The following is a 15,038-nucleotide window of genomic DNA, read 5'->3' on the forward strand; positions in this document are numbered from 1 at the left end:
CCGGTTTAGGCCAATCGTGTCAGGTGGCGTTGCATCACCGAATGGGCCTTGGCCGCGTCGCGATCCTTGATGGCGGCCAGAATGGCGGCATGGTCCGGGTCGGCGCGTTGTCGCCATTTGGCGGTGTGCAGGTTGTTGAAATGCCACGCATACAGCACTTGCAGATTCCTGATTTCGGTAATCATGCGCGGCATGTTGCAGGCGGCAATGACGGCCATGTGGAACCGCTGATTGGCGTCCTCCCAGTCATCGGCCGTGGTGGCGCTGTCGCATTCTTCGTGAACTTGCTCGATCAGCGCGATCTGATTGGTTGTCAGGTTGGGCACAGAATGCAGCAACGCGACCGGTTCCAGCGCGCGGCGCATCACCCGCAACTCCTGAATGGCGTTCTGATCCATCGGCGCTACGCACATCCCGCGGCGCGGCACGGCAACCGTTAGCCCCCTTGAGGCAAGGTTCAGCAGGGCTTCGCGCACAGTCACCTGGCTGACCCCGAACTCGCGGGCAATAAGGTCCTGCCGCAGCTTCTCACCGGGCTTCAGCGCCCCCTGGACAATCCGCGTCGACAGTTTGTCGGCGATGTCATCCGATTTCTTGATCTGCTGCTCGGACACCTGACCCTCGGTTCATTGCATGTGTTCACAGACGCTTACCGTCATGAAGAAGGTTGAGCAACAGAGCTGTGATCGGGTGTGTTTTGACGGGAACCGGAATGACCTGGCGGCACTTGAGGCTCAGACCCTGCAAGCAGGTTTCACAAACGCCAATCGCGCGGCTAGGGTATGGGGAATGGTCTGACGTAACAGTCTGAAAAGGGATAACAATGGATTTTGCCCCATCGCCGCGCGCCGTGGAATACCGCGACCAGCTGAAACGTTTTATGGAGGCGAATGTCTATCCACGCATCCGTGACCACAAGGAAGAGATCGAAGCGGGCAATTTCCCGGTGTCTTTCATGGAGGACCTCAAGGCGTTGGCCCGGTCCGAAGGGTTGTGGAACCTGTTCCTGCCCGCCTTGCGTGACGACGAACCCGGCACGCGGCTGACCAATCTGGAATACGCCCCTCTGGCCGAGCTGATGGGACAGGTGACGTGGTCGTCCGAAGTGTTCAACTGCAGCGCGCCGGACACCGGCAATATGGAGTTGTTGCACATGTTCGCCACGCCCGAGCAGCGCGAGGAATGGCTGGTGCCGCTGCTGAATGGTGAAATCCGGTCGTCTTTTGCGATGACCGAACCTGATGTGGCAAGCTCGGACGCAACCAATATCACCACCTCGATCCGGCGTGAGGGGGATGACTATGTCATCAACGGCCGCAAATGGTTCATCACCAATGCCTGCCACCCGAACACCAAGATGTTCATCGTCATGGGCAAGACCGACCCGAACGCGGACCGGCACAAACAGCAGAGCATGGTGATCGTGCCCAAGGACACACCGGGCCTTGAGATCGTACGCAATCCCACGATCTTGAACATGCACGATCCCGAAGGTCATGCGGAACTGGTCTTCAAGGACGTTCGGGTACCCGCCAGTAACCTGCTGGGGGAAGAGGGCAGCGGTTTTGCTCTGGCGCAGGCGCGGCTGGGGCCGGGGCGTATTCACCACTGTATGCGCTCGGTCGGCGCGGCCGAGATGGCGCTTTCGCTGATGGTCGAACGCGCGCAGGAGCGGAAGACCTTTGGCAAGCAGCTGTCAGAACAAGGTGTGATCCGCGAATGGATCGCGAAATCGCGGCTTGAGATTGATCAGGCGCGGTTGCTGACCCTGCAGGCGGCATGGAAGATTGATCAGGTCGGCGCAAAGGCGGCCCGGCGCGAGATTTCGCTGATCAAAGTGGTGGCTCCGAATGTGCACGCCACCGTGACCGACCGCGCGATGCAGGTCTTTGGCGCCATGGGCATGACGCCGGATACGCCGCTGGCCGACAGCTACACCTGGGCGCGGGCACTGCGCTATGCGGATGGCCCGGATGAGGTGCATCTGCAGGCCATCGCAAAGCAAGAGTTGAAAGAGTCGAACTTCGGCATGTCAGCACAGTGGCTGACACCGCCGAAGCGCTGATCGCTTACTTGCCCTTCCAGACCGGGTCGCGTTTTTCCGCAAAGGCGCGCGCGCCTTCCAGCTGGTCGTCGCTGGCGTAAAGAACGTCCACCGTGCGCAACTGGCGTTTGGTGATGCGGTTCATCGCGTCCTGGAACTTGCTGTCCTCGGCGTCGCGCACGACCTCTTTGATCGCGGCGTAGACCAGAGGGGGACCCGAGGCCAGCAGGCGGGCCAGCTCCCACGCGCGGTCCATCAGCTGATCGGCAGCGACGATCTCGTTCACCAGACCCCAACGGTTGGCTTCCTCGGCATCGAACCAGCGACCGGTCAACAGCAGCTCCATGGCGATGTGATAGGGGATGCGCTTGGGCAGTTTAACGCTGGCCGCATCGGCCACGGTGCCCGAGCGGATTTCCGGCAGGGCAAAGGTGGCGTGTTCTGCGGCGATGATCATGTCGGCCGAGATCGCCAATTCCAGCCCGCCACCGCAGGCGATGCCGTTTACCGCCGCAATCACCGGCTTGTTCAGATCGCGCAGTTCCTGCAGGCCGCCGAAACCACCGACGCCATAGTCACCGTCAACGGCATCGCCATCGGCGGCAGCTTTCAGGTCCCAGCCGGGGCAAAAGAATTTTTCGCCCGCGCCGGTCAGGATGGCCACGCGCAGCTCCGGGTCATCGCGGAATTCGGCAAAGACCTCGCCCATTCTGCGGCTGGTGGCCAGGTCAATGGCATTGGCCTTGGGCCGGTCCAGTGTCACCTCAAGGATCGCCCCTTCGCGGCGGGTTTTGATCGGGTCCATATCTCAGGCCTTTCTGATGAGGGCATCCACCGCAACGGCCTTGTCGGGCGTGCAGAGGAGCGGGTTAATCTCGACCTCGCCAAGCGTGTCGGCATTTTGCATGACATAGGCCTGAACGGCCTCAATCGCGGTGATGATCGCATCCATATCAGTCGCCGGTTGGCCACGATAGCCTGCCAGCAGCGGCGCAATCTTCAGCTTGCCAAGGGCGGCGCGGATATCGTCGGGCGTGCTGGGCACCAGCAAGGATGCTGTATCGCGCAGAACCTCGGTCAGCACACCGCCTGCGCCCAGGGTCAGCACGAAACCGTGTGCCGGATCGCGGACCACACCGACCAGCAATTCTGCAACGGTTCCGGTGATCATCTCTTCGATCAGAATCTCGTCGGTGCCGATATCGGCGGCAACATCTGCCACGTCTTCGGCCTGAACGCCCAGCCGAACGGCGGAATGCTCGGATTTATGCGCAAGACCAACACCTTTGACGGCGAAGGGCGCGTCCATTTCCTCTGCTGCGGCTTGGGCTTCCTCTGGGCCGCGCACCGTACGGTTTTGCGGGATGCGCAGACCGCAATCGGCCAGCGCCTGTTTGGATTCGCCCTCGGTCAGGGTCCGGTTGGCCTCAGCGGTGCCCGGCAGCCAGACCGGATGCGTGGACGGTGCCGTGACCTGAGCCGCCGCGCGGGTGGCGGCCAGAGCTTCGCGCAGACCCATGAAGGGCACAACGCCGCCGGCCATCAGTTCTTGCGCGACGTCTTCGGGCAGCAGTTCCGGTAATGTCGCGGCAATGGCAAACCGCGCGCCGGTTTCAGCGCGGACTTTCATCGCCGCGCGCGAGGCGCAGGTCCAGTCGGTCGCATCAGTGGTTGGGTAGTCGACGATCGAGAAGGTCAGGTTGATGTCGTCGCCGGTCATGCCGGACCACGCTTTGGCCATCGCGTCTTCGTCGCGCCAGATATAGGTGTGATAATCCAGCGGGTTATTCAGCGCGACCATGGGCCCGAGCGCATCGCGCAGGTGGGCTTTTTTGTCGTCGGTCAGTCGCGGGAAGGTCAGACCCGTGCCCACAGCCATATCCGCGATCAGGCTGGCTTCACCCCCAGAACAGCTGATCGAGGCGATGTTGCAGCCCGGCAGCGGACCATAGCAATGCAGCAGTTTCAGCGTTTCAAGGAAATCGGGCAGGGCGGACAGGCGCGGGATGCCCAGACGCTCCGACAAGGCCTGCGCCCCGGCATCACTGCCGGCCAAAGACGCGGTGTGCGACACGGTTGCCGCTTGCGCCTGTTCAGATGCGCCAACTTTAAGCGCAACCAGCGGGATACCTTTGCTGTGCGCCTTGGCGGCCAGCGCTTCCCACTCGCGGATGTCTTTGAAGCCTTCAATGTGCAGGCCCACAGCGGTTACACGCGGATCGTCGATCAGGGCCGAGGCGATCTCGGCCTGGCTGGTCTGCGCCATGTTCCCGCAGGTCACCATGTAAGCAATCGGCAGGCCACGTCTCTGCATGGTTAGGTTGATCGAGATGTTCGAGCTTTGCGTCAGGATCGCAACGCCTTTTTCGACCGGGGTCGCCCCATGCTGATCTGGCCACAGCAGCGCGCCGTCCAGCGCATTGATGAACCCATAGCAGTTAGGCCCCAGAATGGGCATGTCCCCGGCGGCTGCGATCAACTGGTCCTGCAGGTCTGCGCCCGTGTCATCCTCGGCCAAAGCCTCGGAAAAGCCCGAGGCAAAGCAGACGGCGCCACCGGCACCCATGCTGGACAGGATATGAACCGCCTCGATCGTGGCGTGGCGGTTAATGCCTATGAACACAGCGTCAGGGGCTTCGGGAAGGTCTTCGAGGTGCCCATAGACCGAATGGCCCGCGATTTCCGTGGCCTTGGGGTGCACCGGCCAGATTTGACCCGCATAGCCCATGCGTTCCGATTGCAGAATAACCTGTTGGCACCAAGCGCCGCCTCCAATGACGGCAATGGTTTTCGGGCGCAGCAGCCGGGTAAGATCTTTGTTCATCGACAGTCCTGATCGAGTCGTTGGAAATGCCCCCGGCGGCAAGCGGGTCAGGACAGGATGAGAGCGTAACCTGCCAGAACCCACTTACCGCCGGGACGTGGTCTTATGCGCCGAGGGGACGCAGAAGATCGCGGCTGATGATGTGACGCTGAATCTCGCTGGTGCCGTCCCAGATGCGCTCAACGCGGGCATCGCGCCAGAAACGCTCGATCGGGAAGTCATCCATCAGACCCATGCCACCATAGATTTGCAGCGTTGTGTCGGTGACCCGCGCCAGCATCTCGGATGCGTACAGCTTGGCCGAGGCGATTTCGCGGTTCGAGGGCAGGTTCTCGTCCAGGCGCCACGCAGCGGATAGGGTCAGCCAATCTGCGGCGTCGATCTCGGTGATCATGTCGGCGATCTGGAAGCCGATGCCCTGGAACTTGCCGATAGGCTGACCGAACTGTTTGCGCTCGGCGGCATAGTTCAGAGCGTAGTCAAAACAACGGCGCGCGCGACCGACCGAGAAGGCCGCAACCGTCAGACGGGTCGCGTAGAGCCATTCGTTCATCACGGCAAAACCGCCATCAACCTCTCCCAGAACTTGTGCGTCGGGCAGGCGGCAATTGTCGAAATACAGGATGTAGTTCTTGTAGCCCTTGTGGCTGACCGAGTTATAGCCTTCCTTGACTTCAAAACCCGGGGTGCCGCGATCCACCAAGAAGGTGGTGATACGCTTTTTAGGGCCTTTTGGGGTCTCATCCACACCGGTGGCAATGAAGACGATGAAGAAATCTGCGTGTTCCGCCCCCGAGATGAAGTGTTTCGATCCGTTGACGACCCAATCACCACCATCGCGCACCGCCTGACATTTCATGCCACGCACGTCGGACCCTGCGTCCGGTTCGGTCATTGCCAGCGCGTCCATTTTCTCACCACGCACGGCGGGCAGCAGGTAACGCTCACGCTGCTCGTCATTGCAGGCCATCAGGATGTTCTGTGGGCGGCCAAAGAAATGCGTCAGCGCCATTGAACCACGACCGAGTTCCCGCTCGACCAGCGTGAAATCGAAATGGGACAGACCGGCGCCGCCGACTTCTTCGGGGAAGTTACAGGCGTAAAAGCCGAGATCGATGCACTTCTGCTTGATCTGCTCGCCCAACTCATGTGGGACCTGACCGGTGCGTTCAACCTCGGCCTCGTGCGGGTAGATTTCGTTTTCGACGAAGCTGCGAACAGTCGAAACGATCATTTCCTGTTCTTCTGACAGACCAAACTGCATGGCGCGTATCCTTAGATAGGTGATTGACGCAGGAAACGGCATTGCGCAGTGTCGCGACATGCAGAATTGGTGCTGGTTTGTGCAGGATTGGAAAAAATTTGACCCGCCAATATAACATTCTGATTTTCGACGGATTCTCGAACCATTGCCTTGCCAACATGGTCGAGCCGTTGCGTGCGGCTAACACTCTGGCGCGTCAGCGTCTGTATTCGTGGCGATTCTGTTCGATTGATGGTGGGGCGGTTCAAAGCTCAAGTGGGCTTGCTGTGACGCCGGATGGGGCCCTGAACGAACAATGCGGAGACGTGCTAGTGGTCATGCCGTCTTATGGGTATCTCAGGCTGGATACGCGCGAAACCATTCGTGCGATTCTGACGGCCGCGGGAAAGCACTCGCAACTGGCCGGTTTGGATACCGGCAGCTGGCTGTTGGCCCGGGCCGGGTTGCTGAACGATCACCGCGCGACGATTCACTGGGATGAGCTGGCCCGGTTTGAAGAGACCTTTCCCTTGGTCAACGCTGTGCAGGAGCGCTATGTGATCGACGGCAATAGGCTGACTTGTTCCGGAGCGATGGCGGCTTTTGATCTGGCCTCGGCGCTTATTCGCCGCGATCACGGGCCGCTGCTGTCGATGGAGGTCGCGCATCTGTTGATGAGCCGGGGCGGCGCGGATCATTACACGCTACCGCTCAAGTCCGAAGACACTCTGGTCAACCGGGCGCTGACCTTGATGCAGGCGAATTTGGAAACACCACTACCGATCAAAGAGATTGCCCGCAAAATCGGGTGCTCGCAAAAGCGGCTTGAAGGGCGGATACAGGCCGAGTTGAAAACCACGCCGCAAGCGCTGTACCGGCGTCTGCGCCTGAACCTTGCCCGCAAGCTGGCGGAAGAGACGGAACAGTCCATTGCGGAAATCGCCGGGCGCTGCGGTTATGAAAATGCCAGCGCCATGACCCGGGCATTCAAGGCCGAGTTCGGGCAAACACCGACCGCGTTCCGCAGCGGCAGTTGAGGCACGGGCAGGGTTTAATACATTGCGGACCAGAAAGCTTTCTGCACAGTAGCAAAGCAACCCCAAGTCGCAGGACGAGACCTGCAATTAAAGGAGTCACGACATGGCCCAATCCCCGGACGTCAACCGACAGATCGTTCTGAACGAACGCCCCAGCGGCCAACCGGACGAAAATACTCTGCGCCTGACCACGACCGAGGTTCCGACCCCCGGACCGAATGAGATGCTGGTGCGTACCGTCTACCTGTCTCTGGACCCCTATATGCGCGGGCGTATGAACGACGCCAAATCTTATGCCGAACCCGTGGCAATCGGCGGCGTCATGACCGCTCAGGTCGTGGGACAGGTTGTGGCGTCGAACCTCGAAGGGTTTGAGGCTGGGGATTATGTCCTGTCCGGCAGCGGTTGGCAGGACTATGCGATCTCTGATGGAACCGAGGTGATGAATCTTGGCAAATCCCCGCAAAACCCGTCCTGGGCTTTGGGTATACTCGGGATGCCCGGCTATACCGCCTATGCAGGCCTGTTGAAAATCGGTGAGCCGAAGCCCGGCGAAACAGTGGTGGTTGCGGCCGCCGCAGGGCCGGTCGGCGCGACCGTTGGGCAGATCGCAAAGATCAAAGGGTGTCGGGTTGTGGGCGTTGCTGGTGGCGCAGAAAAATGCGCGCATGTTGTCGATAATCTCGGGTTTGATGCCTGTATCGACCACAATGCACCGGACTTTGCCGAGCAGTTGAAGCAGACCTGCCCGGACGGGATCGATGTTTATTTTGAAAATGTCGGCGGCAAGGTGCTGTATGCCGTGCTTCCGCTGCTGAACCCCTTTGCGCGGATGCCGGTCTGCGGTGTTGTCGCGTGGTACAACCTGCCGGGTCTGCCCGAAGGGCCGGACATGGGTCCAGCAATCATGGGCACCTTGCTGCGCATGAAGGTGAAAATGCAGGGTTTCATTATTTTCGACAGCTTCACGCGTGAGGTGTACGAGGAGTTCCGCCGCGACATGACCGAATGGATTGCCGATGGATCGATCCAGTACAAGGAACACATGGTCGATGGGCTGGAAAACGCACCCGAGGCCCTGAACCAACTGCTGAGCGGCGGCAACTTCGGCAAAATGGTGGTCAATGTAGGGGCGTAACGTCGTCCCCAAAAAGCACGTTCACCCGATGCCTGGCACCGGGTGAACATTGATCTAGTTGGAAAATTTACGCCGTCGTGCCCTTGATGCGGATGGCCGAGCCCAGCGACCCCGCGCACAGCCCAACGACTACCGCAATCAAAATCTCGATTGTTTCGATATTGGCAAAGCTCCAATGGGCAAAGAGCAAGGTTTCTATCACGCCGACTACGCCACCCATCAGAGCACCAAGCCACACGCGCCGTGTCATCATCCCCAGCGCAAGACCCAGAATACCCGGCAGGCTGATGATGTTGGCCCCGATTGTTCCCAGAAGTTCCAGCATGTCTTGCCCCTCTTATTCCGCGCGATCGGTCAGGAATGACCGAATCTCGGCACTGCCATCCGCCACCTGATGCTGCAGCTTGCCCGAGGGTTCGCCAGCCAGCTCTTCGGTGATTTCCTGATATGTCTCAAGGTAGTTCGGTGGCAGGGTGTGCGCGATACCCTGGTGACAGTCGATGCAGGTCATGTTGTTGTCGATCGCGCGCTGGTGTTCGGATGCGGCGCGGGTTTCCTGGATGGTGAAGTCCATATAGTCAAAGTTGTGACAGTTGCGGCATTCGCGGCTGTCCGACGCCTTCATCTTCTTCCAGACGGCCGATGCCATGCTCAGCCGATGCTCTTCGTATTTCTCTGGCGTGCTGATGGTGCCGACCATCTCGTGATAGACGTCCTTAACGGCCATGATCTTGGCCTTGATCTTGTGGTTCCACTCATGCGGCACGTGGCAATCGGAACAGATCGCGCGCACGCCCGAGTGGTTGTTGTAGTGGATCGTCTCGCGATATTCGCCCAGATTGGTTTCCATCGTGTGGCACGAGGTACAGAATTCTTCTGTATTGGTCAGTTCCAATGTCCAGTGGAACCCGCCCCAGAACAGGATACCGGCCAGAAATCCAGCCAGGACCAGAAAGCCCGAACTGAACATGACAGCCGGTGTCCAGATTGCGTTCCAGATGCGGCCAATCCAACCGCGATTTTCGGGGGAGTCTGCCATATTGGTGCTCCTTTCAGTAAAGCGTTGGATCAGTTGTTGTGCGAGGGTTCAAACACGTTGTCGACCAACGCAGGAGCATCCGCCTGAGGCACGTGGCACTGGTTACAGAAATACCGGGTGCCTGCGATGCGGTCCAGCTCGTTGCCGTCGCGATCCAGATAGTGAGTCATCGACAGGGTCGGCGCGTTGCGGTCACCGGCTTTGGTCCAGTCATGGCAGGACAGGCATTGATTGGTGCGCACGTCGATCTGGTACTGCTCGACCGAGTGTGGGATCAGCGGCGGTTGCTGGCGATAGTTACGCTGCATCCGTCCTTCGACATCCTTGTGGATCTGATGCAGGGGGATGGGCTCATCTACATCTGCCCCACGCAGGGTTTCCACCTCGGCTGACTGGGCAAGGGCGAACCCGCTCAGGAGCAAAACGGGGATCAGGGCAATTCCGCCTGTCAGGATTGATTTTTTCATCTTGGCACTCCCTTAGATAGGTCTGGCTTCGCGCGGCTCAGGCGCGGGAACTGGATCGGAAGGTGCGACGACATGATCGTCGAACCGGTGAGTAAAATTGAAGACATCGACGGCGCAGACATCGATGCAGCGGCCGCAATTGGTGCAGTCCGTCGACAGGATCAGAGGGGTCGTGCCGGGCTTGCCCTTCAATGCGGGCGAAATGATCTGGTTTTCGGGGCAGACCGCGTAGCAATCCATGCAATCATCGCAGGCTGTCCGGTTGGCGGCGCTGACACGCAGCAGGCTTTTGCTGCCGATCAGGCCATAGAAGGCGCCAACCGGGCAGATATGGCCGCACCAGCCGTGGCGTGCGACGACCAGGTCAAAAACGAAGATCGCAACGATCAGAGCCCAGACGAAACCGGCACCAAAGATCAGCCCGCGGTGCAGCATGGTGATGGGGTTGACCAACTCCCACGCGATCACCCCGGTCAGGCCCGAGACGATCAGCACCGTTGCCAACACCCAGAGGCGGGTATTGCGTTTCGGCTGCCAGCCCTTTGGCAGGTCCAGCTTGCGGTGCAGCCAGTTTGCCGCATCGGTCACCGGGTTGATCGGACAGACCCAGGAACAATAGACACGGCCGCCGATCAGCGCATAGGCGACCAGAACGATCACCCCACCGATCAGCGCGGTCAGTTCGGGCCAATGCCCGGCGACGAGACTTTGCAACAGAACCAGAGGATCTGTCAGAGGCAACACACCTAGGGTCAGCGACCCCGCCAGCGTGCCTTGCACGATCCAGATGCCGAACCAAGGGCCCAGCAGGAACAGGGCCAGAAAGAACGCCTGACTTATGCGGCGCAGCAGCAAGAAACGGTGCGCGCCGATCCAGCCTTTGGTTGCAACGGCCTCTTGTCCGACCGGCAGATGGGTGCGGGCGCTCATTGTCCTACCCCCGGTAGGTCATAAGACGGCGCGAAACCGCCCGGAGTGGCCAGATTGTCCGTGCCCGGTCCTGGAAGGCGGTCGGGCAGGTCGATCAGGCCGTCCACAAGAGGACCGCCATGGCTTTCTTTTTCTTCCCAGCCTTTGCGGTAGTGATCTGCGCTGCTGCCGCGCGCCAGTCGCGTGGGCAGCACCTTGATCGCGGCTTCGGGCAGAACGCAGCTTTTCTCGCACACGCCGCAGCCTGTGCAGCGGTCGGCATGGACGGTCGGGATGAACATCGCATGGTGACCGGAGCGGTCGTTATGCGCGGTTTCCAGCGTGATCGCCTCGTCAATGACGGGGCAGACGCGGTAACAGACATCGCAGCGCAGGCCGAGGAAATTCAGGCAGTTTTCCTGATCGACCAGAACCGCAACGCCCATTTTAGCATCGTCGATATTGTCCAGCCCCGGGTCCAACGCACCGGTGGGGCAGGCGGCGACGCACGGAATGTCGTCGCACATCTCGCACGGCACATCGCGTGCCGTGAAATAGGGCGTGCCGGTTGCAACGGCATCGACCCCAAGTTCAGCCAGTTTCAAGGTGTCGTAAGGGCAGTCCCGCACGCAGAGCCCGCAGCGGATGCAAGCCGACAGGAACTCCTCTTCCGGCAACGCGCCGGGCGGGCGCAATGCTTCGGCCGGCAGCGCGCGGGCATCGCGGGCCAACCAGGCCAGCAATGACCCGGCGACCACGCAGCCGCCTGCCGTGCGCGCCGAATCCTGCAGGAATCGGCGCCGTTGCGGCGAGAGAGGAGTACCGGTCAGGGACATGGGGACTACCTTTGCGATCCTTCCCGGTTACGCGCGTTCGACCTTACACGCGCATTTCTTGAAGTCGGTCTCTTTCGACAGCGGGCAGGTTGCGTCCAGCGTCAGCTTGTTGGTCAGCTGATGCTCGTCGAACCAGGGCATGAAGACCAAACCACGCGGTACCTTGTTGCGCCCGCGGGTTTCGACCCGGCTTGTGACCTCGCCGCGGCGGGTTGAGAGGATGATCTCCTGCCCGCGACGCAGACCCCGATCCTTGGCGTCCTGCGGGTGCATGTAGACGACAGCGTTCGGATAGGCGCGGTGCAGTTCCGGCACCCGGCGGGTCATCGAACCCGAGTGCCAGTGCTCCAGCACGCGGCCCGTGGACAGCCACAGATCATATTCTTCATCCGGCTCCTCGGCGGCGGGTTCGTAGGGGGCAAAGATGATCTTGGCCTTACCATCCTTGTGACCATAGAACTCTACGCCTGCGCCTTCGGACACATAGGGGTCATAGCCTTCGCGGAAGCGATAGAGCGTTTCCTTGCCATCGACGACCGGCCAGCGCATACCGCGTGCCTCATGGTACATTTCGAACGGTGCCAGATCGTGCGCGTGGCCGCGACCGAAGTCGGCATATTCCTCGAACAGACCTTTCTGGACGTAATAGCCGAAGTGTTCCGCATCGTCGTTGTCGAAGCCTTCTGCCGTCTCGGACAGCGGGAACTGGTCGATCTTGCCGTTGGCAAAGAGCACATCATACATGGTCTTGCCGCGATGTTCCGGCATGGTGGCCAGCAGCTCTTCGCCCCAGACCTCTTCGACGGTGAAGCGTTTCGAGAATTCCATCACCTGCCACAGGTCCGACTTGGCCTCGCCCGGCGCTTTCACCTGCTGCCGCCAGAATTGGGTGCGGCGTTCGGCGTTGCCGTAGGCGCCTTCCTTTTCGACCCACATGGCGGTGGGCAGGATCAGGTCGGCAGATACCGCCGTGACCGTCGGATAGGGGTCGGACACGGTGATGAAGTTTTCCGGGTTGCGATAGCCGGGATAGCCCTCTTCGTTGATGTTGGGCGCGGCCTGCATGTTGTTGTTGCACTGGACCCAATAGGCGTTCAGATCGCCGTCTTTCAGCTTGCGGTGCTGCAGAACGGCGTGGAAGCCGGGCTTAGCCGGGATGGTGCCAGCGGGCACGTTCCAGGCGGTTTCGCAGATTTCGCGGTGTTTGTCGTTCATCACGACCATGTCGGCGGGCAGACGGTGGGCAAAGGTGCCGACCTCACGTGCAGTACCACAGGCTGACGGCTGACCGGTCAGCGAGAAGGGCGAGTTGCCCGGTTCCGAAATCTTACCAACCAGCAGGTGCACGTTGTACATCAGCGAGTTCACCCACGACCCGCGGGTGTGCTGGTTGAAGCCCATGGTCCACAGGCTCATGACTTTGCGGTTCGGGTCGGCATATTGCTTGGCCAGTTTTTCCAGCCGGTCGGCGGGCACGCCCGAAAGCTCTGCAGTGTATTCCAGTGTGTATGGTTCGACCGCTTTGGCGTATTCTTCAAAGCTGATCGGTTCCATCTTGCCGACATTGGGGTTGGCGGCCTCTTGCTGCAGCGGGTGGCTGTCGCGCAGGCCATAGCCGATATCGGTGGCGGTCTTGGTGATGTTGACGTGGTTCTTGACGAACTCTTCGTTCACCGCGCCAGTCTGGATGATGTAGTTGGCGATGTAGTTCAGGATCGCCAGGTCGGTCTGCGGCTCGAAAACCATGCCATTGTCGGCCAGCTCGAACGAGCGGTGTTCGAAGGTGGATAGGACGTGCACCTCACAGCCCGGCTTGGTCAGGCGGGTGTCGGTCAGGCGCGACCACAGGATCGGGTGCATCTCGGCCATGTTCGAGCCCCACAGCACGAAGGTGTCCGCGTGCTCGAGGTCGTCATAGCAGCCCATCGGCTCGTCAATGCCGAAGGTGCGCATAAAGCCCACAACGGCCGAGGCCATGCAGTGGCGCGCGTTGGGGTCGATGTTGTTCGACCGGAAGCCCGCCTTCATCATCTTGGCGGCGGCATAGCCTTCCCAGACGGTCCACTGGCCAGAGCCGAACATGCCAACGCTGGTCGGACCTTTCTTGGCCAGCGACTCTTTCCATTTCTCAGCCATAACGTCGAAGGCTTCGTCCCAGCTGACCGGCTCGAATTCACCGTTCTTGTCATAAACGCCGTTCGATTTACGCAGCAGCGGCGTGGTCAGACGGTCCTTGCCGTACATGATCTTGGACAGGAAGTAGCCCTTGATGCAGTTCAGGCCGCGGTTGACCGGCGCGTCCGGGTCGCCCTGGGTGGCGACAACGCGGCCGTCCTTGGTGCCGACCAGAACCGAGCAGCCGGTGCCGCAGAAGCGGCAGGCCGCTTTGTCCCAGCGGATATCTGGGGCACCGGTTTGCGCATTGGCCTGACCGGTGGCCAGAGGGATGCCTGCGGCGGACGCAGTGGCAGCGGCCGCTGAGGCCTTGAGGAAAGTCCGGCGAGATTCTGATGTAGTCATAGCGTGAGCCTCCGGCTGGTGGTTTGGCTTGGGGCCTCGGGATGCGGAGCGCTTTCCGCGAGATCCTCGAAATGGTGATAAGTCAGCGTCAGAGAAATCACTCCGGGGATCTGATGCAGATCCATGATGATCTCGGACGCAAGGCGGTCGGGTGTGTCTTCGACAACGATGACGAAACGGCCATCTTCGGCCTGGGCGTGAACTTCGACGCCCGGCGTGTCCCGCATCGTTTGCGCGGCGGCGTCGGTCTGTTCTTGGGCAACATGTGCAAGGCAACCGCAGATATTCATTGAACCGTTTCCGTTTGAGTTATGGGCCGACGTTCAAACGCGACAGCGTCGACAGGGCAAAGCGCCACACAGGCGCCGCATCCGTTGCAGGTCTCGGTATCCAGTGCGGGTTCTGCCCGCCCGCCCAGTTGCAGTTTGAACCGGATGGCGTTCTGCTCGCAATTGTCCTGACAGACGCGGCAGCTGACTCCGTTCATGGACAGGCATGAGGCATCCTGAATGGCCGCGCGCCAGGGCCAGTCGGCCAGACGTTCGACTTGCAGAGCATCCGTCGGACAGGCCTTGGCGCAATCGCCACAAAACGTACAGGGATCGTCGCCGGGCTGAAACACCGGGAAACCGTCGTGGCCAATCGCAATCACGTTCTCGGGGCAGGCTTCGGCGCAGTCGCCGCATTTGGAGCACTGATCCACAAATCCCGGTACAGCCGAACCCGGCGGTCGAACAGTATTACTGTCCTCCCGGAACATGCTGGCGCTTAGAAACGCCCGGCGGCTCGTCATCTGGCTCATATGGCTGGACTGTTCGCGTTTGATTCTTCTTCTACGTTACCTCATTAGCGCTTCTAAAGTTGATGAATTTTGATCCAGATCATAAACGAGAGCTTTATTTTTCATCACTTTGCGTCCCTTTGATTGATCAGAACCGCCAACCCGGTTGCGGGGGCAGGATGGATCATCGGTTTGGCGCG

Annotated in this window: 15 protein-coding genes; 3 read left to right on the top strand and 12 right to left on the bottom strand. The window is 60.4% G+C overall.

The window, feature by feature from the left end; translation table 11 throughout:
- Nucleotides 1–5 precede the first annotated feature (5 nt).
- Nucleotides 6–614, bottom strand: coding sequence for a GntR family transcriptional regulator (locus tag GOX63_RS24120; RefSeq protein ID WP_170326582.1), 609 nt, complete (start codon nt 612–614; stop codon nt 6–8).
- A gap of 209 nt (nt 615–823) precedes the next feature.
- Between GOX63_RS24120 and GOX63_RS13955 the strand changes: the two genes are divergently transcribed.
- Nucleotides 824–2,065 carry an acyl-CoA dehydrogenase family protein gene (locus tag GOX63_RS13955; RefSeq protein WP_170326581.1) on the top strand — a complete coding sequence of 414 codons (1,242 nt, stop codon included), beginning with the start codon at nt 824–826 and terminating at the stop codon, nt 2,063–2,065.
- A gap of 4 nt (nt 2,066–2,069) precedes the next feature.
- Here GOX63_RS13955 and GOX63_RS13960 read toward each other — a convergent pair whose 3' ends face one another.
- The 3 genes from GOX63_RS13960 to GOX63_RS13970 all read right to left on the bottom strand — a co-directional run bounded on the left by GOX63_RS13960 (nt 2,070) and on the right by GOX63_RS13970 (nt 6,132).
- Entirely contained in the window at nt 2,070–2,849 is a 780-nt protein-coding gene (locus GOX63_RS13960; RefSeq protein ID WP_170326580.1) for a carnitinyl-CoA dehydratase, read from the bottom strand.
- Between the two features lie 3 nt (nt 2,850–2,852).
- The gene (locus GOX63_RS13965) at nt 2,853–4,868 is read right to left on the bottom strand and encodes an acetate--CoA ligase family protein (RefSeq protein WP_170326579.1); all 2,016 of its coding nucleotides are present in this window, start codon (nt 4,866–4,868) and stop codon (nt 2,853–2,855) included.
- A gap of 103 nt (nt 4,869–4,971) precedes the next feature.
- Nucleotides 4,972–6,132 (bottom strand): acyl-CoA dehydrogenase family protein, encoded by a 1,161-nt coding sequence (locus GOX63_RS13970; RefSeq protein ID WP_170326578.1) that lies wholly within the window; start codon nt 6,130–6,132, stop codon nt 4,972–4,974.
- 98 nt (nt 6,133–6,230) lie between these two features.
- Between GOX63_RS13970 and GOX63_RS13975 the strand changes: the two genes are divergently transcribed.
- Nucleotides 6,231–7,148, top strand: a complete 918-nt coding sequence (locus tag GOX63_RS13975) for a GlxA family transcriptional regulator (protein WP_254435959.1) — start codon at nt 6,231–6,233, stop codon at nt 7,146–7,148.
- 103 nt (nt 7,149–7,251) lie between these two features.
- A complete protein-coding gene (locus tag GOX63_RS13980; RefSeq protein ID WP_170326577.1) occupies nt 7,252–8,286 on the top strand; it encodes an NADP-dependent oxidoreductase in 1,035 nt (344 codons plus the stop codon).
- 67 nt (nt 8,287–8,353) lie between these two features.
- Here GOX63_RS13980 and GOX63_RS13985 read toward each other — a convergent pair whose 3' ends face one another.
- The 8 genes from GOX63_RS13985 to napF are packed head-to-tail and all read right to left on the bottom strand — an operon-like array spanning nt 8,354 to nt 14,859.
- On the bottom strand, nt 8,354–8,611 hold the full coding sequence (locus GOX63_RS13985) for a hypothetical protein (protein WP_170326576.1): 258 nt from the start codon (nt 8,609–8,611) through the stop codon (nt 8,354–8,356).
- Nucleotides 8,612–8,623: 12 nt separating this feature from the next.
- Complete coding sequence (locus tag GOX63_RS13990; RefSeq protein WP_170326575.1) at nt 8,624–9,325, bottom strand: NapC/NirT family cytochrome c; 702 nt, start codon at nt 9,323–9,325, stop codon at nt 8,624–8,626.
- 29 nt (nt 9,326–9,354) lie between these two features.
- Complete coding sequence (locus tag GOX63_RS13995) at nt 9,355–9,792, bottom strand: nitrate reductase cytochrome c-type subunit (protein ID WP_170326574.1); 438 nt, start codon at nt 9,790–9,792, stop codon at nt 9,355–9,357.
- Between the two features lie 12 nt (nt 9,793–9,804).
- On the bottom strand, nt 9,805–10,722 hold the full coding sequence (gene napH / locus GOX63_RS14000) for a quinol dehydrogenase ferredoxin subunit NapH (RefSeq protein WP_170326573.1): 918 nt from the start codon (nt 10,720–10,722) through the stop codon (nt 9,805–9,807).
- Nucleotides 10,719–11,537, bottom strand: coding sequence for a ferredoxin-type protein NapG (gene napG / locus GOX63_RS14005; protein WP_170326572.1), 819 nt, complete (start codon nt 11,535–11,537; stop codon nt 10,719–10,721). Before napG ends, napH begins: the two co-directional genes overlap by 4 nt.
- Nucleotides 11,538–11,564: 27 nt before the next feature.
- Nucleotides 11,565–14,057: a nitrate reductase catalytic subunit NapA gene (napA, locus tag GOX63_RS14010; protein WP_170326571.1), complete on the bottom strand. Its 2,493-nt coding sequence runs from the start codon at nt 14,055–14,057 to the stop codon at nt 11,565–11,567.
- Nucleotides 14,054–14,347 (bottom strand): chaperone NapD, encoded by a 294-nt coding sequence (locus GOX63_RS14015; RefSeq protein WP_170326570.1) that lies wholly within the window; start codon nt 14,345–14,347, stop codon nt 14,054–14,056. The genes napA and GOX63_RS14015 overlap by 4 nt, the downstream gene beginning before the upstream one ends.
- Complete coding sequence (napF, locus tag GOX63_RS14020) at nt 14,344–14,859, bottom strand: ferredoxin-type protein NapF (RefSeq protein WP_170326569.1); 516 nt, start codon at nt 14,857–14,859, stop codon at nt 14,344–14,346. The genes GOX63_RS14015 and napF overlap by 4 nt, the downstream gene beginning before the upstream one ends.
- Nucleotides 14,860–15,038: the final 179 nt, after the last annotated feature.

Origin of the sequence: Ruegeria arenilitoris (assembly GCF_013031355.1) — a bacterium.
GTDB classification, from domain to species: domain Bacteria; phylum Pseudomonadota; class Alphaproteobacteria; order Rhodobacterales; family Rhodobacteraceae; genus Ruegeria; species Ruegeria arenilitoris_C.

Bases quoted from the DNA above. Each gene is read 5' to 3' on its own strand.
- GOX63_RS13990 (WP_170326575.1), bottom strand. From the start codon at position 9,325: ATGGCAGACTCCCCCGAAAATCGCGGTTGGATTGGCCGCATCTGGAAC.
- napH (WP_170326573.1), bottom strand. From the start codon at position 10,722: ATGAGCGCCCGCACCCATCTGCCGGTCGGACAAGAGGCCGTTGCAACC.
- GOX63_RS13960 (WP_170326580.1), bottom strand. From the start codon at position 2,849: ATGGACCCGATCAAAACCCGCCGCGAAGGGGCGATCCTTGAGGTGACA.
- GOX63_RS14015 (WP_170326570.1), bottom strand. From the start codon at position 14,347: ATGAATATCTGCGGTTGCCTTGCACATGTTGCCCAAGAACAGACCGAC.
- GOX63_RS13980 (WP_170326577.1), top strand. From the start codon at position 7,252: ATGGCCCAATCCCCGGACGTCAACCGACAGATCGTTCTGAACGAACGC.
- GOX63_RS13985 (WP_170326576.1), bottom strand. From the start codon at position 8,611: ATGCTGGAACTTCTGGGAACAATCGGGGCCAACATCATCAGCCTGCCG.
- GOX63_RS13955 (WP_170326581.1), top strand. From the start codon at position 824: ATGGATTTTGCCCCATCGCCGCGCGCCGTGGAATACCGCGACCAGCTG.
- GOX63_RS13970 (WP_170326578.1), bottom strand. From the start codon at position 6,132: ATGCAGTTTGGTCTGTCAGAAGAACAGGAAATGATCGTTTCGACTGTT.
- GOX63_RS13965 (WP_170326579.1), bottom strand. From the start codon at position 4,868: ATGAACAAAGATCTTACCCGGCTGCTGCGCCCGAAAACCATTGCCGTC.
- GOX63_RS13995 (WP_170326574.1), bottom strand. From the start codon at position 9,792: ATGAAAAAATCAATCCTGACAGGCGGAATTGCCCTGATCCCCGTTTTG.
- napA (WP_170326571.1), bottom strand. From the start codon at position 14,057: ATGACTACATCAGAATCTCGCCGGACTTTCCTCAAGGCCTCAGCGGCC.
- napG (WP_170326572.1), bottom strand. From the start codon at position 11,537: ATGTCCCTGACCGGTACTCCTCTCTCGCCGCAACGGCGCCGATTCCTG.
- napF (WP_170326569.1), bottom strand. From the start codon at position 14,859: ATGAGCCAGATGACGAGCCGCCGGGCGTTTCTAAGCGCCAGCATGTTC.